The organism is Alcaligenes sp. WGS1538, assembly GCF_043187505.1.
Taxonomy (GTDB): Bacteria; Pseudomonadota; Gammaproteobacteria; order Burkholderiales; family Burkholderiaceae_B; genus Alcaligenes.
In genome coordinates this window covers 1485037-1505857 of sequence record NZ_CP171109.1, presented here as the reverse complement: position 1 = coordinate 1505857, position 20821 = coordinate 1485037, and the positions used below count along the sequence as shown (strand labels likewise).

Genomic DNA, 20821 nt, shown 5'->3' with positions numbered 1-20821 from the left:
TCGTCATGTCTCTGCTCGAAGCCGGTCGGCAACGGCTGTTCAAGGATTGCATTGCACGCCGGTACATAAGGACCATGAAAAAGCCCCCGGAAAGATCCGGGGGCTCTCTGGCGCATGGTGCAGACTGCGCTGCCTGCCTAGCTGACGGTTTCGAGCTTGGCGATGGCCAGCGCCAGCGTCTTGCTGCCCACCTCGCGGAAGTGGATCTGCGCCTGGGCGTCATCGCCGCGCCCCGTCAGGCTGACAATGGTGCCTTCGCCGAAACGGGCATGGCGCACGCCTTGCCCGATCCGGAAGGACTGCCCATTGACCTCCAGCACGCTGGTCTGGCTGCGCCCGCCATAGGGCGTGGCGCTGCTGCCCGAGCCCGTGGCCTTCCAGGTCTGGCCGCGCCGGAAAGCGCCGCCGAACGAGGGCTCCGCCGGCTGGGCCGGCGCGCTGGCGTAACGGGCCGAGAGCCACTTGACGTGGTCATCGGGCAGCTCGTCCAGGAAACGCGAGCGCAGGGCGTAGCGGGTCTGACCGTGCAGCATGCGACTCTGCGCCAGCGTTACGTAAAGGCGCTGGCGCGCGCGGGTGATGGCCACGTACATCAGGCGGCGCTCCTCTTCCAGGCCGCCCGCGTCGAACAGGCTGTTCTCATGGGGAAACAGCCCCTCTTCCAGCCCGGTAATGAAGACCGCGTCGAACTCCAGGCCCTTGGCGGCATGGATGGTCATGAGCTGGATCGCATCCTGGCCGGCCTGCGCCTGGTTGTCGCCCGCCTCCAGCGAGGCATGCGTCAGAAAGGCGCCCAGCGGGGACATGGGCGCCAGCGTGGCCGGCGCTCCTTCCGGCGCCTGGGCCTGCTCGCCCTGCGGGGCGTCCGGCACACGGCCGGCCGGCAATTCGGCAAAGCCTTCTTCGCCCACGAACACCGTGGCCGCGTTGACCAGTTCCTGCAAGTTCTCCAGGCGCTCGGCGCCTTCCTTGTCGGCCTGGTAATGCGCCAGCAAGCTGCTTTCGTGCACCATGTGCTCGATCAGTTCGGGCAGGGACAGGACCTGCGCCTGATGCGCCATGTCCTGGATCAGGGCCGCGAAACGGGCCAGGCCGGCGGCCGCCCTGCCCTGCACATAAGGCACGGCGCGCAGCAGGCTGGTGCCGCGCTCGCGCGCCAGGTCCGCCAATTGTTCGACCGAACGCGCGCCTATGCCGCGCGTGGGGAAATTGACCACGCGCAAGAAAGCGGTATCGTCGTCAGGGTTGTCCATCAGGCGCAGGTAGGCCAGCACGTGCTTGATCTCCTGACGCTCGAAGAAGCGCTGCCCGCCATACACCTTGTAGGGCAGGCCCTGGGAGAACAGGCGATGCTCGATGACCCGCGACTGCGCGTTGCTGCGATACAGGATGGCGATCTCGCGGCGCGGCTTGCCTTCGGCAATCAGGGCGCGGACCTCGTCCACGATCCATTGCGCCTCCAGCGCGTCGGAGGGCTGCTCGCAGATGCGGATGAGTTCGCCTTCGCCGCTGTCGGTCCAGAGGTTCTTGCCCAGCCGGCCGCTGTTGTGCTCGATGAGCGCATTGGCGGCGTCCAGGATATGGCCGCAGGAACGATAATTCTGCTCCAGGCGGATGACGTTGCCGCGCGCGTAGTCACGCTCGAAATCCGCCATATTCCCCACGTTGGCCCCGCGAAAGGCATAGATGGACTGATCGTCGTCTCCGACCGCGAACAGACTGGCCTGATCGCCGGCCAGAAGACGCAGCCAGCGGTACTGGAGCACGTTGGTGTCCTGGAATTCGTCCACCAGGATGTGCTTGAAGCGACGCTGGTAATGCTCGCGTATGGGGGCGTTGCGCGACAGCAGTTCGTAGGCGCGCAGCAGCAATTCGCCGAAATCCACCACGCCTTCGCGCTCGCATTGCTCCTGGTAGAGCTGGTAGAGGTCGATCAGGCGGCGCCTGTGGGGGTCGAAGCCGTCCAGGTCGCCGGGACGCTGTCCGTCTTCCTTGCAGGCGTTGATGAAATGCTGGATGTCCTTGGGCGGGAACTTCTCGTCGTCGATATTGTTGGCCTTGACCAGGCGCTTGATGGCGGCCAGTTGGTCGGCGCTGTCCAGGATCTGGAAGGTCTGGATCAGGCCTGCATCGCGATAGTGCATGCGCAGCAACCGGTTGCACAAGCCGTGGAACGTGCCCACCCACATGCCGCGCGTATCGATGGGCAATAAAGAAGTAAGCCGCGTCAGCATTTCGCGCGCGGCTTTGTTGGTGAAGGTGACGGCTGCCAGACCATATGGGCTGACCTGCCCGGTCTGGATGAGCCAGGCCATTCGGGAGGTCAGCACGCTGGTCTTGCCGCTGCCCGCCCCGGCCAGCACCAGGGCGTGTTGACCGGAAGGCAGGGTGACGGCGGCGCGCTGCTGGGGATTGAGACGCTCTATCATGCCGCGTAGCGGCGCAGACGCAGGGCGAACTGCTCCAGGCTTTCGATGCCGCTTTGCTGCGCCCGCTGGCACCAGGCGCGCAGGTCGGACAGCAGCTGCTCGCTGGAGGAGCTGGAGCTTTCCCAGATGCCGGCCAATTCACGCTGCATGCGCACCAGGATGGACAGGCGGGAATTGCCGGCGGCCACGGTTTCGAGCTCGGCGCGCTGCTCGGGAGCCAGCACGTCGTCGCCGCGGCCGATCCAGTCCTTGCAGCTTTGCAGCAGAGACCACGAGCAATTGGGATTGTCGTGGTTCACCTGGGGCTTGAGGCGGGCGATTTCCTCGGCGGCCGTGGTCTTGATGATGTCGGCGTAGCGGGCCAGGATTTCATAGCGGTGCGTGATCACGCCCTGCAGGGTGGCCAGGCTGATGGTGTCCACGGAAGAGCTCGAGGGCACGGCGGGCTCCAGGCGCAGCTTGGGAGCGACCTTCTTGACCTTGGCCAGGCCCAGGGCCTTGAACACGGAGATGTAGCACCAGCCCAGGTCGAATTCATACCATTTGCTGGAGAACTTGGCCGAGGTGCCGTAGGCGTGGTGGTTGTTGTGCAGTTCCTCGCCGCCGATGATGATGCCCCAGGGGAACACATTGGTGCTGGTGTCGGGACTGGCGAAATTGCGATAGCCGATCGCATGGCCCAGGCCGTTGACCACGCCGGCCGCCCAGAAGGGGATCCAGGCCATCTGGATGGCCCAGACGGTCAGGCCCAGCAGGCCGAACAGGAACAGATCGATGCCCAGCATGATGGTGATGCCCAGCATGCTGTGCTTGCTGTACAGGTTGCGTTCGAGCCAGTCGTCGGGCGTGCCGTGGCCGAAACGCTTGAGGGTTTCGGGGTTGGTGGCTTCCTGGCGGTACAGTTCGGCGCCGCGGAAGAAGACCTTGCCCAGGCCGAACACCACGGGCGAATGGGGATCGCCCTCGCGTTCGCACTTGGCATGGTGCTTGCGGTGGATTGCGACCCATTCCTTGGTGACCATGCCGGTGGTCATCCAGAGCCAGAAACGGAAGAAGTGCATCAGGGCCGGATGGAGGTCCAGGCCGCGGTGCGCCTGACTGCGGTGCAGAAAGACGGTGACTGACACAATGGTGACATGCGTCAGTGCGAGAATGACGAGGGTGAGCTGCCACCAGGACAGTTGCAGCCAGCCATCGGCAAGAAAAGATAGAAACGATTGCATAGACCCTTTTAGACCTGATCTTTGTTAAGGGGAACCAGAAAAGTGTAGCCCACTTGCCTGGTTAACAATAGCATTATTTGGGACTGAACTTGCTTCAAATCAAGCACTTTGCGCGTTTCGTTCCAGTGCCGCCGCAAAAAAGCAGTCGGTCTGGTGGCGATCCGTGCGCAGGTTCAGGTAAGGCCCTTCCAGTTCCAGGGCCGGGCTCTTGTCCTTCAGGATTTCCCGGGCATCCAGCAGACGAAACTCGGGATGGGTTTGCAGGAAGGCCTGCACCTGCTGCTCGTTTTCTTCGGGCAGGAAACTGCAGGTGGCATAGACCAGTCGTCCTCCCGGAGCCACACACGCGGCGGCCTGTTCCAGAATGTCGGCCTGCATGCGGGTGTACTGCTGCAAGGCTTCGGGGTGTTGACGCCACTTTAGATCGGGATTGCGGCGCAAAGTTCCCAGGCCGCTGCAGGGGGCATCCACCAGCACGCGCTGGGCCTTGCCGTGCAGGCGGCGCACGCGCTGGTCGCCCGACTCCTGGATGACCACCGGCACCACATTGGACAGGCCGGCGCGCGCAAAGCGCGGCTTGGCCTTGTTCAGGCGCGTGGCGGACACGTCGAATGCGTACAGCCGGCCGGTGGAGCGCATCAGCGCGCCCAGCAGCAGCGTCTTGCCGCCGGCGCCCGCGCAGTAGTCGATGACCATCTCGCCGCGGCGCGGCTCCAGCAGGGCCGTCAGCAACTGGCTGCCCTCTTCCTGGATCTCCAGCTCGCCTTTTTCATACTGTGGCCAAACCGCGACAGACGGCCGGCCCTCGATGCGTATCCCCCAGGGCGAATACGGCATGGCGGTGGGCTTGAAGCGCGCCATGGGGCCGTTCTGCAGCTGGCGCAGCACCGTGTCGCGCTCGGCCTTCATGGGATTGACGCGCAAGTCCAGCAGGGCCTGGCCGTTCATGGCTTCCATGAGCTTGTAGGAATCAGGGATCTGCTCCAGGCGCTCTTCCAGCCACTCGGGCAGGCTCAGGCGCACGCCCACGGGCAGGCCGTCCACGTTCAAGGAGCGGATGTGGGCAAGCCACTGGCGCTCGTCCTGGCCCAGGCCGGCCGCCAGCTCGTCCTGGCCGAAGGCAGCCGCCAGCCCCAGGATGGCCAAGCGCCGGGTCGACGGGCCTACGCCGCTCTCGGCCCAGTTGCGATACTGGCGCAGGTGGCGCAGCACATCGAACACGGCTTCGCGGATCTCGGCGCGGTCGCGCGAACCCATCTTGGGACGCGTGCGCGCCCAGCGCGTCAGCGCGAGATCGGCCGGATGCTTCCATTGCAGCACCTCGCCCAGGGCGCTGGCCACCTGTTCGATGCGCCGCTGCGCCAGCGCGCCCGGCGCGGGCGGGCCCGAAGGCTTGCCGCGGGCCGGGCCCTGGGAACGGCCGCGCGCGACGGCTGCGCCGTTGCGCTGGCTGGAGGAGGACGGACGCTGACGGTCCGAGCGGTCGCGCTCCGACCGGGAATGACGTTGTTCAGACATGAATACTCAAGAAATCCTATGGACCCGCCCGCTCAGGCAGGAAAGTAAAAGCCGCGCTGCGCCACGCCCGATACGTGCACGCGCCCATCCGGCTGCAGCGCCACCCTGCCCTCGACCAGCCACTGCACCGCCTGAGTGTAGACCTGGTGCTCGGTGGCCAGCACGCGCCCGGCCAGCGTCTGGGCATCGTCGCCTTGCAGGACGGGCACCAGGCTCTGGGCGATGATGGGACCGTGGTCGAGCACGGGCGTCACGAAATGCACCGAGCAGCCATGGAACTGCACCCCGGCGTCCAGCGCCTGCTGATGCGTGTTCAGGCCCGGGAAACTGGGAAGCAGAGATGGGTGTATATTGACGAGCTTGCCCGCGTAGCGCTGGACGAAGCCCGTGGTCAGAATGCGCATGAATCCCGCCAGTAGAACATAATCCGGCTGGTAGCGGTCGATCACGCGCGCCAAAGCGTCGTCAAAGGCCTCGCGTGTTGCAAATTCGCGATGCGGCACGACCTCCGTGGCCAGGCCGCGGCGCTGCGCCCAGTCCAGCCCGGGCGCATCGGCCTTGTTCGAGATGACGACCTGGATGCGGCCGTTCAGGCCGGCCTGCTCGATGTGTCCGGCTATGGCCTGCATATTGGAACCCCGGCCCGAAATCAGCACAACCAGGCGACAAGGTAGGGTGGAATCGGTCAAAATCCTGTTTCCCGAGAAATAACGAATCCAAAATTGTAAACTCTCGCTTGTGAAATCTGCTCTAAAACTCTACCGATCCTTGCCGCGCCGCGACAGCACGGCGCGCAGCGCCGTCACCATAGGCAACTTCGACGGCGTGCACCTGGGCCACCAGGCCATCCTGCATCGCCTCAACGAGGCCGCTCGCCAGCACGGCCTGAGTTCCTGCGTGATGACCTTCACGCCGCATCCGCGCGCTTTCTTCGCGCAGCGCGGCCAGCGCCCCGAACTGATCCCCACCCAGATCAGCGGCCTGCGCGACAAGGTCGAGGCCCTGCGCCAATGCGGCATCGAACAGATCTACCTGGCGCGCTTCAACCAGGACATGGCCGACATGTCGGCCGCCGCCTTCATCGAGGACATCCTGGTGCGCGGCCTGAACACCGGCTGGCTGCTGGTGGGCGAGGACTTCCGCTACGGCCACAAGCGCGCCGGCGACATCGCCATGCTGCGCGAGGCGGGCCGGCGCCACGGCTTCGAGGTGGAAACCCTGCAGGACGTGCCCGACGCCGACGGCCGGCGCATCTCCAGCTCGGAAGTGCGCACCGCCCTGGCCGTGGGCCAGCTGGACCGGGCGCGCGCCCTGCTGGGCAAGCCTTTTCACATCAGCGGCCACGTCATCCACGGCCAGAAGCTGGGCCGCGACATCGGCTACCCCACGCTGAACATCCGCGTGCCCGAACACTGCGCGGCGCGCTCGGGCGTATACGTGGTGCTGGCCCACGGCCTGGACGCGCGGCCCATGCCGGGCATCGCTTCGCTGGGCGTGCGCCCTACCGTGCAGGACCAGGGCCGCCTGCTGCTGGAAGTGCATTTACTGGACCGCCAGCTGAACGCTTACGGTAAACTTGCCCGTATAGAATTTCTGGAATTTGTCAGGGACGAAGAAAAGTTCCCCGACCTCATCACTATGATCGCCGCCATCGACAACGATGCACAGCGCGCTCGCGACTATTTCGCCTCAAATGGACTATAAAGACACTCTCAATCTACCCGACACCCCTTTCCCCATGCGCGGCGACCTGGCCAAACGCGAGCCGGGCTGGATTGCCCAGTGGGAAGAGAACAAAGTCTATGCAGCAATCCGGCAAGCCAGCGCCGGCCGTCCCAAGTTCATCCTGCACGACGGCCCGCCCTATGCCAACGGCGACATCCACATCGGTCACGCGGTCAACAAGATCCTGAAGGACATCATCGTCAAGAGCCGCAACATGGCCGGCTTCGACGCCCAGTACGTGCCGGGCTGGGATTGCCACGGCATGCCCATCGAGATCCAGATCGAGAAGAAATTCGGCAAGAACCTGCCCGTGGCCGAGGTCCAGTCCAAGGCACGCGCCTACGCGCTGGAGCAGATCGACCGCCAGCGCGCCGACTTCAAGCGCCTGGGCGTGCTGGCCGACTGGGAGCGGCCCTACCTGACCATGAACTACAGCAACGAGGCCGACGAACTGCGCGCCTTGTCGCAGATCATGCAGAAAGGCTTCGTGTTCCGCGGCCTGAAGCCCGTGAACTGGTGCTTCGACTGCGGCTCGGCGCTGGCCGAGGCCGAGGTCGAATACGCCGACCGCAAGGATCCTTCCATCCACGTCGCCTTCCCCTTCGCCCAGAAGGACAAGGTGGCGGCCGCCTTCGGCCTGGACAGCGTGGAGGACGGCGCCATCGTCATCTGGACGACCACGCCCTGGACCATCCCGGCCAACCAGGCCCTGAACGTCCATCCCGAGATCGAGTACGCGCTGGTCAAGCTGAACGCCGCGCGCGCCACGGGCCAGTGGCTGGTCCTGGCCAAGGACCTGGTGGAGTCCTGCCTGCAGCAATGGGGCCTGGAAGGCGAGATCGTCGCCACCGCGCCCGGCGCCGCCCTGGATCATCTGGAATTCCGCCATCCCCTGGCCGGCGCGCACGCCGGCTACGACCGCGTCTCGCCCGTCTACCTGGGCGACTACGTGACCCTGGACAGCGGCACGGGCGTGGTGCACTCGGCGCCCGCCTACGGCATCGAGGACTTCAACTCCTGCAAAGCCAACGGCATGAAGGATGACGCCATCCTCAAGCCCGTGCTGGGCAACGGCCATTACGCCGACAGTCTGCCGCTGTTCGGCGGCCAGATGATCTGGAAGGCCAACCCCCAGATCGTCGAGGCCCTGGAAAACGCCGGCACGCTGCTCAAGACCGAACAGTACACCCACAGCTACATGCACTGCTGGCGCCACAAGACGCCCATCATCTACCGAGCCACCAGCCAATGGTTCGCAGGCATGGACAAGGCGAACAGCACCGGCCGCACCCTGCGCGAAATGGCGCTGGAAGGCGTGGAACGCACGGATTTCTATCCTGCCTGGGGCCGCGCCCGCCTGCACGCCATGATCGCCAACCGTCCGGACTGGACCCTGTCGCGCCAGCGCCAATGGGGCGTGCCCATGGCCTTCTTCGTGCACAAGGAGACCGGCGAGCTGCACCCGCGCACGCCCGAACTGATGGAACAGGTCGCCCAGCGCATCGAGCAGCACGGCATCGAAGCCTGGCAGAACCTGGACCCGCGCGAGCTGCTGGGCGAGGAAGCCGACCAGTACGAGAAGAATCGCGACACGCTGGACGTGTGGTTCGACTCCGGCACCACCCACGCCACCGTGCTGGGCGGCAAGGACCATGTCACGCACGGCTCGCATGCCGGCGCCCTGCAATGGCCCGCCGACCTGTACCTGGAAGGCTCGGACCAGCACCGCGGCTGGTTCCATTCCTCGCTGCTGACCGGCTGCATGCTGTATGGCCGCCCTCCTTACAAGGCCCTGCTCACGCACGGCTTCGTGGTGGACGGCAACGGCCGCAAGATGAGCAAATCGCTGGGCAACACCGTCGTGCCGCAGAAGATCGCCGACAGCCTGGGTGCGGAAATCATGCGCCTGTGGGCCGCCTCCACCGACTATTCGGGCGAGCTCTCCATCTCGGACGAGATCCTCAAGCGCGTGGTGGAAGGCTACCGCCGCATCCGCAACACCCTGAAGTTCCTGCTGGGCAACCTGGCCGACTTCGATCCGGCGCAAAACGCCGTGCCGCTGGACCAGCTGCTGGAGATCGACCGCTACGCCCTGCAGATGACCGCGCGCATGCAGGCCGAGATCCTGGACAACTACCAGCGCTATGAATTCCACCCCGTGGTGGCCCGCCTGCAGATCTTCTGCTCGGAAGACCTGGGCGCCTTCTACCTGGATATCCTGAAGGACCGCCTGTACACCACGGCCCGCGACGGCCTGCCGCGCCGTTCGGCCCAGACGGCGCTCTACCACCTGACCCAGGCGCTGCTCAAGCTCATGGCCCCCATCCTGTCCTTCACCGCCGAAGAGGCCTGGAAGGACCTGCACCAGGGCCAGGTCGCCAGCGGCACCATTTTCACCGAGCTGTTCCATGACCTGCCCGAACAGCGGGACCGGGAGGCTCTGGAAGCCAAATGGCAGCGCCTGCGGGCCATCCGCGCCGAGGTCATGCGCCGCATCGAAGACGTGCGCAGCACCGGCGCCGTGGGCTCGTCCCTGGCGGCCGAAGTGGACATTCATGCCGGCGGCCAGGACCTGGAATGGCTGCAGTCGCTGGGCCAGGACCTGCGCTTCATGCTGATCGTCTCGCGCGCCGACGTGCACGCCGGCGAAGGCGAGCTGCGCATCGAGGTGAGCCCCACCGAGCAGGCCAAGTGCGAACGCTGCTGGCACCACCGCCCGGACGTGGGTCGCAGCCACGAGCACCCCACCCTGTGCGGGCGCTGCGAAGACAATCTGTTCGGCGACGGCGAAGTGCGCCACCATGCCTGACCAGGACCTCGCCCCCGCCAGCCCCGGGCAGGCCCGCCTGCCCGCGCGGCAATTCTGGGCCTGGCTGGGCCTGGCGGCGCTGATCGTCGTGCTGGACCAGTGGACCAAGTGGTACTTCGACACCCATCTGTTCTACCAGGAACGCTGGAACATCCTGCCCTTCTTCGACTTCACGCTGCTCTACAACCCGGGCGCAGCCTTCAGCTTCCTGGCGGGCGGCCAGGGCTGGCAGCGCTGGTTCTTCGTGGCCATCGCCCTGGCGGCCACGGTGCTGATCCTGATCATGCTGCGCCGTTCGGCCAGGCAGCCGCTGTTCTGCCTGTCGCTCAGCCTGATCCTGGGCGGCGCCGTGGGCAATGTGGTGGATCGCCTCCAGCACGGCCACGTCGTGGACTTCCTGCTGTTCTACTGGAACCAGTCCTACTTTCCGGCCTTCAACCTCGCGGACGTGGCCATCACCTGCGGCGCCATCCTGCTGGTCCTGGACGAGTTCCTGCGGATGCGCCGCAACAAGCGGCAACACGCCTGACCCTGCAAGGAGCCCTCATGCTCGCCAAGAAGAAACTGGTCTTTGGCATCAGCGGCGGCATCGCCGCCTACAAGACGGCGGAACTGCTGCGCCGCGCCCAGGAACTGGGCGCGCAGATCGACGTCGTCATGACCGAGTCGGCCACGCGCTTCGTCACTCCGGTCACCTTCCAGGCCCTGTCGGGGCGTCCGGTCTACACGGACCTGTGGGATGCGCGCGTGCCCAACAATATGGCCCACATCCAGCTCAGCCGACAGGCCGACGCCATCCTGGTGGCGCCGGCCAGCACCAACTTCATGGCGCGACTGGCCCAGGGCATGGCCGACGACCTGCTCAGCACGCTGTGCGTGGCGCGCGGCCTGTGCCCCTTGCTGGTAGCCCCGGCCATGAATCGCGAAATGTGGCTGCACCCGGCCACCCAGCGCAATGTGGAGCAGCTGCGCCGCGACGGCGTGCACATCCTGGGCCCGGGCTGTGGCGACCAGGCTTGCGGCGAGACCGGCGACGGCCGCATGCTGGAACCGCAACAGCTGCTGGCCGAGCTGGTCGCCTTCTTCCAGCCCAAGCTGCTGGCCGGCAAGCGCGTGCTGATCACGGCCGGCCCCACGTCCGAGCCCATCGACCCGGTGCGCGTCATCAGCAACCGCTCCTCCGGCAAGATGGGCTACGCCATTGCGCGAGCCGCCTTCGAGGCGGGCGCCCGGGTCACCCTGGTTTCCGGCCCGGTCGCCCTGGAAACACCCTATGGCGTGCAGCGCATCAACGTGGAGACCGCCCGCCAGATGCACTCGGCCGTCATGGCGCAGGCGACGCAGGCGGACGTGTTCATCAGCGTCGCGGCGGTGGCCGACTGGTACGTCAGCAACGCCAGCGACCGCAAGATCAAGAAAACCGCCGAGCAGGCAACGCCGCAACTGGAGTTCAGCCCCAACCCCGACATCCTCGCCGAGGTCGCCGCCCTGCCCCAGGGCCCGTTCTGCGTCGGCTTCGCCGCCGAGACCGATCATCTGCTGGAGCACGCCCAGGCCAAGCGCCGGCGCAAGAACGTGCCCCTGCTGGTGGGCAACCTGGCGCAGCGCGCCATGAATGCCGAGGACACCGAGCTGATCCTGTGCGACGAACACGGCCACACGCACTGGCCCGCCCAGGACAAGCTGCAGGCGGCCCGCAAGCTGGTGCAGGCCATCGCCGAGCGGCTCTCCGAACGGCCCTGATTTCCATTCCTTCCATCACAACGGGCGGCGCCATGCCCTGTGCGCCGCCCTGCTTTTCACAGGATGCCCCTACATGCATCGCCGTATCGAAGCCCGCATCGTCAATGAGCTGCTGGGCGCCACCATAGAAACCCCCAGCTACGCCACGGACGGCTCGGCCGCCATGGACCTGCGCGCCTGCCTCGAGCAGGCCGTCACCCTGCCGGCCGGCGGGCGCATGCTGGTCAAGACCGGCCTGGCCATCAATATGATGGACCCCGGCCTGGTCGCCATCGTCGCTTCGCGCTCGGGCCTGTCGCTCAAGCACGGCGTGCGCGTGGCCCAGGGCATAGGCGTCATCGACGCCGACTACCACGGCGAAATAGGCGTGATCCTGGCCAATGACAGCGACGCGGACTATGTGATCCAGCCGGGCGAGCGCATCGCCCAGCTGATGTTCCAGCCCGTGGTGCAGGTGGCCCTGCAGTTCGTGGACCAGTTCTCCACCGAGACCGAGCGCGGCACGGGCGGATTCGGCAGCACGGGCAAGAACTGAGCCCTTCAAGCGGCGAAGTCTTCCTCCCCCAGGTAGGCGGCGCGCACCTTGGGATCGTGCAGCAACCGAGAGGCCGGGCCTTCCAGGATGATGCGGCCGGACTCCATCACGTAGCCGCGATCGCCCAGTTCCAGCGCCAGGCGGGCGTTCTGCTCGATCAGCAGTATGGTGACCCCTTCCTTGGCGATGTCCTGGATCAGGCCGAAGATGCGTTCGACCATGATGGGCGCCAAGCCCATGGAGGGTTCGTCCAGCAGCAACAGCTCGGGGCGGGAAATCATGGCGCGGCCCATGGCCAGCATCTGCTGCTCGCCCCCGGACAAGGTGCCGGCCGACTGCTTCTTGCGTTCGGCCAGGCGCGGGAACAGGGTGTAGACCCGCTCCACGTCCTGACGCACCTGGGCGTCGTCGCGCCGCGTATAAGCGCCCATGGACAGGTTTTCCTCTATGGTCAGCTGGCCGAAGATGCCCCGCCCTTCCGGCACCATGACCAGTCCGCGCCGCACCAGCTGATGCGAGGGCACGCCCACGATGCTCTGGCCCTGATAGTCCACCTGGCCGGCCGCCACGGGCACCAGGCCGCAGATGGCGCGCAGCGTCGTGCTCTTGCCCGCGCCATTGGCCCCGATCAGGCAGACCAGCTCGCCCTTGCCCACCTGCAGGTTCAGCCCCTGCACGGCGCGGATGCCGCCGTAGGCGACATCCAGGCCCCGAATATCCAACAACCATGGCGACGCGCTCATGCCTGCTCCTCCTGCGTAGCGGTAATGCCCAGTTCCTTGGCGGCGCCCGCCCCCAGATAGGCTTCGATGACACGGGGATTGTGCTGCACCTCGGCCGGCCTGCCTTCGGCCAGCACCTTGCCGTACTCCAGCACCAGCACCCGGTCGCACAGGCCCATCACCAGTTTCATGTCGTGCTCGATCAGCAGCACGGTGATGCCGTCGCCGCGTATCTTTTCGATCAGCTGGCGCAGGACCACGGTCTCGGACGGATTCATGCCGGCGGCCGGCTCGTCCAGCGCCAGCAGCTTGGGATCGGTGGCCAGGGCGCGGGCGATCTCCAGGCGGCGCTGGTCGCCGTAGGAGAGCGAACGCGCGATGTCGTTGGCGCGCTCGACGATGCCCACGTACTCCAGCAGCTCGTAGGCGCGCGCCTCGATCTGCTCTTCCTCGCGGCGCGTGGCGCGATTGCGCAGCACCGCGCCCAGCACGCCGGCGCGGGTGCGCACATACCGGCCTATCATGACGTTCTCCAGCGCCGACAGGTTGCCGAACAGGCGGATGTTCTGGAAGGTCCGCGCAAAGCCCGCCTCGGCGATCTGGTGCGGCTTGCAGTCCGTCAGCACGTGGCCGGCGAACTCGCAGCGCCCCGACTCGGGCACGTACAGCCCCGTCATGACATTGAACAGCGTCGTCTTGCCGGCGCCGTTGGGACCGATCAGCCCGTAGATATCGCCCTGGCGGATGCTGAAGCTGACTTCCGACAAGGCCTGCAGGCCGCCGAAACGCTTGGACAGCCCGCTGGCCTGCAGCAGCACCTGGCCGCCGCCCGCGGTCTTGCTTGTTGCCATCGCGCTCATGCCTGGGACTCCTTCATCTTGCGTTCACGGCGGCGCACCGCCGACGGCCACAAACCTTCGGGCCGGTAGATCATGACCAGCACCAGGGCGAAGCCGAACAGCAGCATGCGTATGCCGTCCGGATCCAGGATCACCTCGCCGAACACGCTTTGCTGCAGAGGCACCACCAGGGCGCGCAGCAGCTCCGGAAAGACCGACAGCAGGAGGGCGCCCACGATGACGCCGGGAATATGGCCCATGCCGCCCAGCACCACCATGCACAGCACGGAGATGGACTCGGTCAGGCTGAAGCTCTCGGGGCTGACGAAGCCCTGCATGGAGGCGAACAGCCCGCCGGCCACCCCGCCGAAGGTCGCGCCCATGGCAAAGGCCAGCAGCTTGACGTTGCGGGTATTGATGCCCATGGCCTTGGCGGCGATCTCGTCCTCGCGGATGGCTTCCCAGGCGCGCCCGATGCGCGAATGCTGCAGGCGCACGCAGACGAACACGATCAGCAGCGTCACCGCCAGCAGCAGGTAGTAATACTTTTCCGGCCCGGTGACGCGTATGCCGAAGAAAGTCTCGGCCCGCCCGAAGACGAATTCGCCCACCTTGAAGGTGTCCACCCGGTTGATGCCCTGCGGACCGTTGGTGATGTTGACCGGCGCGTCCAGGTTGTTCATGAAGATGCGGATGATCTCGCCAAAGCCCAGCGTGACGATGGCCAGGTAGTCGCCGCGCAGCTTCAGGACCGGAAAGCCCAGCAGCACGCCGAACAAGGCCGCCAGCACGATGCCGGCCGGCATCACGACCCAGAACGGCAGGTGCAGGCCGAAATGCGGCGAGGCGAGCATGGCCCAGACATAGGCGCCGACGGCGTAAAAGGCGATATAGCCCAGGTCCAGCAGGCCCGCAAAGCCCACCACGATGTTCAGGCCCAGGGCCAGCATCACGTACAGCAGCGCGAAGTTCAACGTGCGGATCCAGCTCTGGCCGGCCATGCCCAGCACAAAGGGCAGCACCGCCAGGACCACGCCGATCAGCAACGCGCCCAGCCAGACGCGCACGGGAACGGGTTTCTTCTTGGCGTCCATCATGCCCGGTCTCCCACCCGTTCACCCAGCAGGCCGGATGGACGGAAAATCAGTACCAGGATCAGCACGATGAACGAGAACACGTCCTGGTAGTTGCTGCCGAACACGCCATTGGTCAGGTCGCCGATGTAGCCGGCTCCCAGGGCCTCGATCAGCCCCAGCAGCAGTCCGCCCAGCATGGCGCCGCCCAGGTTGCCGATGCCGCCCAGCACCGCGGCCGTGAAGGCCTTCAGGCCCAGCATGAAGCCCATGGTGTACTGGGCCACGCCGTAGTAGGTGACGATCATGACGCCGGCCACGGCCGCCAGGGCCGAGCCGATCAGGAAGGCGGCGGAGATCACGGTGTTGATGTTCACGCCCATCAGGCCGGCCACCTCGCGGTTCTGCGCGGTGGCGCGCATGGCGGTGCCCAGGCGGGTGCGGTGCACCAGCGCCATCAGGCCGACCATGATCAGGGCGGCGCCGCCGATGATCAGCAGCTGCAGCAGGCTGATGCGCGCCTCGCCCAGCTGGAACACCATGGGCTCGATGATGTGCGGAAAGCTCAGGTAGTTGCGGCCCCAGACCATCATGGCGATGTTCTGGACAATGAAGGACACGCCGATGGCGGTGATGAGCGCGGCCAGGCGCGGCGCGCGGCGCAGGGGGCGGTAGGCGTAACGCTCGGCCGTCCAGCCTATGGCCATGCAGGTCGGGATCGCGGCCAGCAGGGCCAGCCCCACGGCCAGCCAGGCGGACATGCCGGCCGGGTCCGCCCCCACCAGGGACAGCACCACCGTGGTCGCCAGCATGGCGCCCACCATCACCACGTCGCCGTGGGCGAAATTGATCAGGCCTATGATCCCGTAGACCATGGTGTAGCCCAGCGCCACCAGCGCATAGACACTGCCCACGGTCAGGCCGTTGATGAGTTGTTGTATCAGAATTTCCATCGACAAGGACTCGCTGTCGTTTCCCGGGCATGCACCGCGGCATGGCCACGGAACAGCGGGCGCCGGCCTCCCCGGGAGGCCGGCTGAAGAGCCGCACGGCAACGCGCGGCTCAGGCACCAGATGCAGGTCTTAGTTGGCCTGGCTCACCATGGTCTTGACCATGGTCCACTTGCCGTCCTTGACCTCGTAGATGGTCACGGCGATTTCCTTCAGGTCGCCGTTCTTGTCGTAGGCGATGTTGCTGCTGGTGGCGCCGCTGCGCTTGAGGCCGGCCAGCTTGGGCAGATAGTCCTCGGCCTTGGAGGAGCCGGCTTCCTTCATGGCGGTGATCATGTTCCAGGCGCCGTCATAGGCATAGGGCGCGTAGACGCCGGGATCGGCCTTGAAGCGGTTCTTGTAGTCCTGGGCGAACTTCTCGCCGGCCGCCATGGTGGACAGCGGCACGCCGGCCAGGGAGGCGTAGGTGCCGTCGGCGGCGCCGCCGGCCAGGCGCAGGAAGGTGTCGCTGCGGGTCATCTCGCCCGAGACCAGGGGCGCCTTGATGTCCAGGGTCTGCATCTGGCGCTTCATGGGGCCGGACTGGGCGTCCAGGCCGCCGAAGAAGATGGCGTCGGGCTGCTTGGACTTGATGTTGGTCAGAATGGAGGTGAAGTCGTTGGCCTTGTCCGTGGTGTACTCGCGGGCCACGATCTGGCCGCCCGCCTTTTCAACGGCGCGCGCCACCTGGTCGGTCAGCCCCTGGCCGTAGGCCGTGCGATCATCGATCAGGGCGATCTTCTTGGCCGCCAGATCCTTCACCATGAACTGGCCCACGGCGGCGCCCTGCTGGGTGTCGCTGGTCATCATGCGGAAGGTGTTGTCGTAGCCCTGCTGGGTGTACTCGGGCGAGGTCGCCATCGCGATCTGCGGAATGCCGGCGTCGTTGTAGACGCGCGAGGCCGGAATGGTGGTGCCGGAGTTGAAATGGCCCAGTACGCCGTCCACGCCATCGTCCACGATCTGCTGGGCCACCTGCACGGCGGTGCGCGGGTCGGCCTGGTCGTCCTTGGCGACCAGTTCGAAACGGGCGGTCTCGCCGTCGATCTGGATCTTCTGGGCATTGGCCTCTTCCAGGGCCAGGGTCAACCCATTGCGCATGTCCTCGCCGTAGTGCGCCTGCGGACCGGTCAGCGGGGCGGCAAAGCCCAGCTTGATGACTTTCTCTGCAGCCGAAGCCGGCGCTGCGGCAAAAGCGGCCAGCACCGCGGCCGAGACCAGACCCAATTTGATGTTCTTCATGGACTGCATGGTTGTTCTCCCTAGTTTTAATGGGACCGGGCTTATGGCCGGCCTTACTGCTGTGAATTTTACCGGGCCGCCGACTCCGGGTACGAGTCGGCGCGGCGCGCAGGCGAGCGCGCCTAACCCACCATCATCAGGCTGGCGTTGCCCCCGGCAGCCGCCGTGTTGGTGCTGACCGATACTTCGCGCATCAGACGTTCGGCCGCATAGGCCGCGCCCCGGCGCAACTCTTGCGTGGACAGCCCCTGGACCCCCACGATGGCGCCTTCGCGCTGCGCCACCTGTATGGCCAGTTGCTCGAGCTCATCGCCGTCGCCTTCAAACAAGACAGCATCATAATCCGCGCAGCCCAGCTCTGACAGATCAATCTGCTCCACGCCCTGCTCGGGCAAGCCGTCCAGCCCGGCGCGGTTCAGCAGAACCGGCTGGCAGCCGCTGAGCGCGCAGGCCTGCATCTGTGCGCGCCAGCCCTCCTCGCTGGCCGGCATGCACAGTACGCGACCGCGCGGATGCAATTGATAGACATTGGATTCGCCGGTGGGCCCGGGCAGGACCTGGCCGTTCTTGCGCAAGGCCTGCAGGGGCAGGTCCTGCGCGCAGCGACCAAGCAGGCGACGCAGGTACAGTGGGCCGCCCGCCTTGGGCCCGGTGCCCGACAAGCCTTCGCCGCCGAAGGGCTGCACGCCCACCACCGCGCCCACCATATTGCGGTTCACATACACATTGCCGGCGCGCACGCGCGACACCACGCGCTGCACGGTCTCGTCCAGGCGGGTATGCACGCCGAAGGTCAGCCCATAGCCGCGTTCGTTGATCTGGTCGATCAGGGCGTCCAGGTCCTTGCGCGCATACGTCATCACATGCAGCACCGGGCCGAAGATCTCGCGCTCCAGGTCCTGCACCTGATTGATCTCGATCAGCGTGGGCAGCACGAATGTCCCGGCCAGACCGGCGGGCCGCTCGCCCTGCTCCACCTGGAAGCCGGCGCTGCGCATGGCCGCAATGTGCTGCTCGATGCCGGCTCGGGCCTCTTCGTCGATGACCGGCCCCACATCCGTGCTCAACAAGTCCGGGTTGCCCACGCGCAGTTCCTTCAGGGCGCCGCGCAGCATGCCCAGCACGCGCTCGGCCGCTTCTTCCTGGATGCACAGCAGACGCAGGGCCGAGCAGCGCTGGCCGGCCGAATCGAACGCCGAATTGAGCACATCGAACACCACCTGCTCGGCCAGCGCGGAGCTGTCCACCACCATGGCGTTCAGGCCGCCCGTCTCGGCGATCAGCGGCACCACCTGGCCGTCCGGCGTCAGGCGCTGGGCCAACTGGCGCGCCAGCGATTTGGCCACAGCCGTGGAGCCGGTGAACAGGACGCCGTTGACCTGCGGGCTGGCCACCAGCGGCGCCCCCACGGTAGGTCCGTCGCCCGGCAGCAGCTGCAGCGCGCCTTCAGGCACGCCGCCGCGGTGCAGCAGGCGCACCGCGGCCGCGGCGATCAGCGGGGTCTGCTCGGCCGGCTTGGCCAGCACCACATTGCCTGCCGCCAGCGCGGCCGACACCTGGCCCAGGAAGATGGCCAGGGGGAAATTCCAGGGGCTGATGCAGACGACCACGCCCAGCGGACGCTGGCGGTCATTGTCGAATTCGCGCAGGACCTGTCCCGAGTAGTAGCGCAGGAAGTCCACGGCCTCGCGCACTTCGGAGATGGCGTTCGCGTAGGACTTGCCGGCTTCGCGCACCAGCAGGCCCATCAGTTCCTGCATCTGGTCTTCCAGCAACTGGGCCGCCTGCTGCAGGGCGCCGGCTCGTTCGTCCACAGGCGTGGCCTGCCAGATCGGAGCATAGTGCGCCGCCGCTTCCAGGGCGTGCGCGACGTCCGCCTCGCCGGCTTCCATGACCTGCCCCACGACATCCTGGTGATTGGCGGGATTGAGCACGGCGCGGGCCCGGGAATCGTCCCAGACAGGCATGTCCTGGGCCAGCAGGGGCTGCGCGCGCCAGGGCTGGGCGGCGCTCTGCATCAGGGCCGCCGCCAGCGAGCCCAGGCGATGCTCGTTGCTCAGGTCCAGGCCCGCGGAGTTCAGGCGCTGCTCCGCCTCCCAATAGAGTTGGCGCGGCAGCGGGATCTTGTCGTGCGGACGGCCGAGCGGCTGCAGCTGCAGGGCCTGGGCCACGGGATCGGCAATCAGGTGCTCGACCGGCAGGTCGGCATCGCCGATCTGGTTCACGAATGATGTATTGGCTCCGTTTTCCAGCAGGCGACGCACCAGGTAGGCCAGCAGGGTCTCGTGCGAGCCCACCGGCGCGTAGATGCGGCAGGGGCGGTTCAGCTTGCCCGCCTTGACCGGGCCCACCACTTCATCGTAGAGCGGCTCGCCCATGCCGTGCAGGCACTGGAACTCGTACTGGCCGGGATAATAATTCTGGCCGGCCATGTAGTAGATGGCCGACAGGGTCTGCGCATTGTGCGTGGCGAACTGCGGATAGATGGCCTCCGGCGCCTGCAGCAGCTTGCGCGCGCAGGCCAGATAGGACACGTCCGTATGCACCTTGCGCGTATAGACGGGATAGCCTTCCAGGCCGTCCACCTGGGCGCGCTTGATCTCCGAGTCCCAGTACGCCCCCTTGACCAGGCGCAGCATCAGGCGGTGGCCGCTGCGTCGCGCCAGGTCGATCAGGTAGTCGATGACGAAAGGCGCGCGCTTCTGATAGGCCTGCACCACGAAGCCTATGCCGTTCCAGCCCGCCAGGGAGGCGTCGAAGCACAGCCGGTCCAGCAGGTCCAGGGACAGCTCCAGGCGGTCGGCTTCTTCGGCGTCGATGTTCAGGCCCACATCGTACTGGCGCGCCAGCTGCGCCAGTTCCAGCAGCCGCGGATACAGCTCGCCCATGACGCGGTCGCGCTGGGCGCGGCTGTAGCGCGGATGCAGGGCGGACAGCTTGATGGAGATGCCGGGACCTTCGTAGATACCGCGACCCTGGCTGGCTTTGCCGATGGCATGGATGGCCTGTTCATAGGCCTGGTAGTAACGCTGCGCGTCCTCGGCCGTGGTGGCCGCCTCGCCCAGCATGTCATAGGAATAGCGAAAGCCCTTTTCCTCGAACTTGCGACTGTTGGCCAGGGCCGAGGCGATGGTCTGGCCGGTCACGAACTGCTCGCCCATCATGCGCATGGCCACGTCCACTCCCTTGCGGATCAGAGGCTCGCCGCCTTTGCCTATCATGCGCGTCAACGCCGACGACAGGTTCTTCTCGCTGTTCACACTGACCAGGCGCCCCGTCAGCATCAGGCCCCAGGTGGCGGCATTCACGAACAGGGACGGCGACTCGCCCACATGGGCGCGCCAGTCGCCATGGCTGATCTTGTCGCGGATCAGGGCGTCGCGGGTGGCGCGATCGGGAATGCGCAGCAAGGCCTCGGCCAGGCACATCAGGGCCACTCCCTCCTGGCTGGACAGGGAAAATTCCTGGATCAGTCCCTCCACGCCGCCGCCGGTGCGCTTGGCGCGCAGGGCGTTCACCAGGCGCGCGGCCAGTTCCTGGGCACGCGGATCCTGCGAAGCGCGCGCCGCGCTCAGCAGCAAAGGCACGCATTCGGTTTCGGGACGGCGGTACGCCGCCGTTATGGCCGCGCGCAGCACGCTTTGCGGCTGCACGTCCTGAGCAAAGGCGTAGAAGGGAGCCTGCGGCGCCTCCACGGGGTCGTCGGCCGCCACAGCCTCAGCGCCCGGCAGATAGGCCAATTCACCGGGAATCGCCCCGCGTTCGATATTCTCGATGTAGGAAAGCAGGGCCTGCTTGTGCAGCCAGTGCGGCGTGCATTGCAGCTTGTCCGCCGCGCTGCGCAAACGCTCGCGCAATTCCGTATCGACCTTGATGCCTAAGGTAGTGCTCGCCATGCCCGTATCCCGGTAAAAATGCTGTTGCATTGGATTGCCGAAATACTACTGCCGGTTAACCCAGACACCTATTAAGG

Annotated in this window: 15 protein-coding genes; 5 read left to right on the top strand and 10 right to left on the bottom strand. The window is 66.3% G+C overall.

Translation table 11 applies throughout. The features are described 5' to 3' along the window. Nucleotides 1-137: 137 nt before the first annotated feature. The 4 genes from ACF3ND_RS06975 to purN form a co-directional block, all read right to left on the bottom strand. Complete coding sequence (locus ACF3ND_RS06975) at nt 138-2429, bottom strand: UvrD-helicase domain-containing protein (RefSeq protein WP_394065350.1); 2292 nt, start codon at nt 2427-2429, stop codon at nt 138-140. Next, nucleotides 2426-3652, bottom strand: a complete 1227-nt coding sequence (locus ACF3ND_RS06970) for an acyl-CoA desaturase (protein ID WP_394065349.1) — start codon at nt 3650-3652, stop codon at nt 2426-2428. Before ACF3ND_RS06970 ends, ACF3ND_RS06975 begins: the two co-directional genes overlap by 4 nt. Before the next feature lie 99 nt (nt 3653-3751). After that, the gene (locus ACF3ND_RS06965) at nt 3752-5170 is read right to left on the bottom strand and encodes an RsmB/NOP family class I SAM-dependent RNA methyltransferase (protein WP_394065348.1); all 1419 of its coding nucleotides are present in this window, start codon (nt 5168-5170) and stop codon (nt 3752-3754) included. A gap of 32 nt (nt 5171-5202) precedes the next feature. Then, nucleotides 5203-5859, bottom strand: coding sequence for a phosphoribosylglycinamide formyltransferase (gene purN, locus ACF3ND_RS06960; RefSeq protein ID WP_394065347.1), 657 nt, complete (start codon nt 5857-5859; stop codon nt 5203-5205). A gap of 49 nt (nt 5860-5908) precedes the next feature. Between purN and ACF3ND_RS06955 the strand changes: the two genes are divergently transcribed. The 5 genes from ACF3ND_RS06955 (at nt 5909) to dut (ending at nt 11982) form a co-directional block, all read left to right on the top strand. Next, a complete protein-coding gene (locus ACF3ND_RS06955) occupies nt 5909-6874 on the top strand; it encodes a bifunctional riboflavin kinase/FAD synthetase (RefSeq protein ID WP_394065346.1) in 966 nt (321 codons plus the stop codon). Then, nucleotides 6864-9704, top strand: a complete 2841-nt coding sequence (gene ileS / locus ACF3ND_RS06950; RefSeq protein WP_394065345.1) for an isoleucine--tRNA ligase — start codon at nt 6864-6866, stop codon at nt 9702-9704. The genes ACF3ND_RS06955 and ileS overlap by 11 nt, the downstream gene beginning before the upstream one ends. Next, nucleotides 9697-10233, top strand: a complete 537-nt coding sequence (gene lspA / locus ACF3ND_RS06945) for a signal peptidase II (protein WP_394065344.1) — start codon at nt 9697-9699, stop codon at nt 10231-10233. The genes ileS and lspA overlap by 8 nt, the downstream gene beginning before the upstream one ends. Nucleotides 10234-10250: 17 nt before the next feature. Then, nucleotides 10251-11447: a bifunctional phosphopantothenoylcysteine decarboxylase/phosphopantothenate--cysteine ligase CoaBC gene (gene coaBC, locus ACF3ND_RS06940; RefSeq protein ID WP_394065343.1), complete on the top strand. Its 1197-nt coding sequence runs from the start codon at nt 10251-10253 to the stop codon at nt 11445-11447. A 73-nt stretch (nt 11448-11520) separates the two neighbouring features. Further along, nucleotides 11521-11982: a dUTP diphosphatase gene (gene dut, locus ACF3ND_RS06935; RefSeq protein ID WP_394065342.1), complete on the top strand. Its 462-nt coding sequence runs from the start codon at nt 11521-11523 to the stop codon at nt 11980-11982. 5 nt (nt 11983-11987) lie between these two features. On the opposite strand, the gene ACF3ND_RS06930 is transcribed toward dut, so the two are convergent. The 6 genes from ACF3ND_RS06930 to putA all read right to left on the bottom strand — a co-directional run bounded on the left by ACF3ND_RS06930 (nt 11988) and on the right by putA (nt 20744). Continuing rightward, complete coding sequence (locus tag ACF3ND_RS06930; protein ID WP_394065341.1) at nt 11988-12725, bottom strand: ABC transporter ATP-binding protein; 738 nt, start codon at nt 12723-12725, stop codon at nt 11988-11990. Further along, nucleotides 12722-13555 carry an ABC transporter ATP-binding protein gene (locus tag ACF3ND_RS06925; RefSeq protein ID WP_394065795.1) on the bottom strand — a complete coding sequence of 278 codons (834 nt, stop codon included), beginning with the start codon at nt 13553-13555 and terminating at the stop codon, nt 12722-12724. The genes ACF3ND_RS06930 and ACF3ND_RS06925 overlap by 4 nt, the downstream gene beginning before the upstream one ends. A 5-nt stretch (nt 13556-13560) precedes the next feature. Then, nucleotides 13561-14640 (bottom strand): ABC transporter ATP-binding protein, encoded by a 1080-nt coding sequence (locus ACF3ND_RS06920; RefSeq protein ID WP_394065340.1) that lies wholly within the window; start codon nt 14638-14640, stop codon nt 13561-13563. Then, entirely contained in the window at nt 14637-15569 is a 933-nt protein-coding gene (locus ACF3ND_RS06915; protein ID WP_394065339.1) for a branched-chain amino acid ABC transporter permease, read from the bottom strand. Before ACF3ND_RS06915 ends, ACF3ND_RS06920 begins: the two co-directional genes overlap by 4 nt. Before the next feature lie 130 nt (nt 15570-15699). Next, nucleotides 15700-16848: a branched-chain amino acid ABC transporter substrate-binding protein gene (locus ACF3ND_RS06910; protein WP_394065794.1), complete on the bottom strand. Its 1149-nt coding sequence runs from the start codon at nt 16846-16848 to the stop codon at nt 15700-15702. 122 nt (nt 16849-16970) lie between these two features. Continuing rightward, a complete protein-coding gene (putA, locus tag ACF3ND_RS06905; protein ID WP_394065338.1) occupies nt 16971-20744 on the bottom strand; it encodes a trifunctional transcriptional regulator/proline dehydrogenase/L-glutamate gamma-semialdehyde dehydrogenase in 3774 nt (1257 codons plus the stop codon). Nucleotides 20745-20821: the final 77 nt, after the last annotated feature.

What these genes read in the sequence shown, in the direction of transcription:
- putA (WP_394065338.1), bottom strand. Translation starts at nt 20,744, where the DNA reads ATGGCGAGCACTACCTTAGGCATCAAGGTCGATACGGAATTGCGCGAG.
- ileS (WP_394065345.1), top strand. Translation starts at nt 6,864, where the DNA reads ATGGACTATAAAGACACTCTCAATCTACCCGACACCCCTTTCCCCATG.
- dut (WP_394065342.1), top strand. Translation starts at nt 11,521, where the DNA reads ATGCATCGCCGTATCGAAGCCCGCATCGTCAATGAGCTGCTGGGCGCC.
- ACF3ND_RS06910 (WP_394065794.1), bottom strand. Translation starts at nt 16,848, where the DNA reads ATGAAGAACATCAAATTGGGTCTGGTCTCGGCCGCGGTGCTGGCCGCT.
- ACF3ND_RS06920 (WP_394065340.1), bottom strand. Translation starts at nt 14,640, where the DNA reads ATGATGGACGCCAAGAAGAAACCCGTTCCCGTGCGCGTCTGGCTGGGC.
- ACF3ND_RS06975 (WP_394065350.1), bottom strand. Translation starts at nt 2,429, where the DNA reads ATGATAGAGCGTCTCAATCCCCAGCAGCGCGCCGCCGTCACCCTGCCT.
- ACF3ND_RS06970 (WP_394065349.1), bottom strand. Translation starts at nt 3,652, where the DNA reads ATGCAATCGTTTCTATCTTTTCTTGCCGATGGCTGGCTGCAACTGTCC.
- lspA (WP_394065344.1), top strand. Translation starts at nt 9,697, where the DNA reads ATGCCTGACCAGGACCTCGCCCCCGCCAGCCCCGGGCAGGCCCGCCTG.
- ACF3ND_RS06915 (WP_394065339.1), bottom strand. Translation starts at nt 15,569, where the DNA reads ATGGAAATTCTGATACAACAACTCATCAACGGCCTGACCGTGGGCAGT.
- ACF3ND_RS06925 (WP_394065795.1), bottom strand. Translation starts at nt 13,555, where the DNA reads ATGGCAACAAGCAAGACCGCGGGCGGCGGCCAGGTGCTGCTGCAGGCC.
- coaBC (WP_394065343.1), top strand. Translation starts at nt 10,251, where the DNA reads ATGCTCGCCAAGAAGAAACTGGTCTTTGGCATCAGCGGCGGCATCGCC.
- ACF3ND_RS06930 (WP_394065341.1), bottom strand. Translation starts at nt 12,725, where the DNA reads ATGAGCGCGTCGCCATGGTTGTTGGATATTCGGGGCCTGGATGTCGCC.
- ACF3ND_RS06965 (WP_394065348.1), bottom strand. Translation starts at nt 5,170, where the DNA reads ATGTCTGAACAACGTCATTCCCGGTCGGAGCGCGACCGCTCGGACCGT.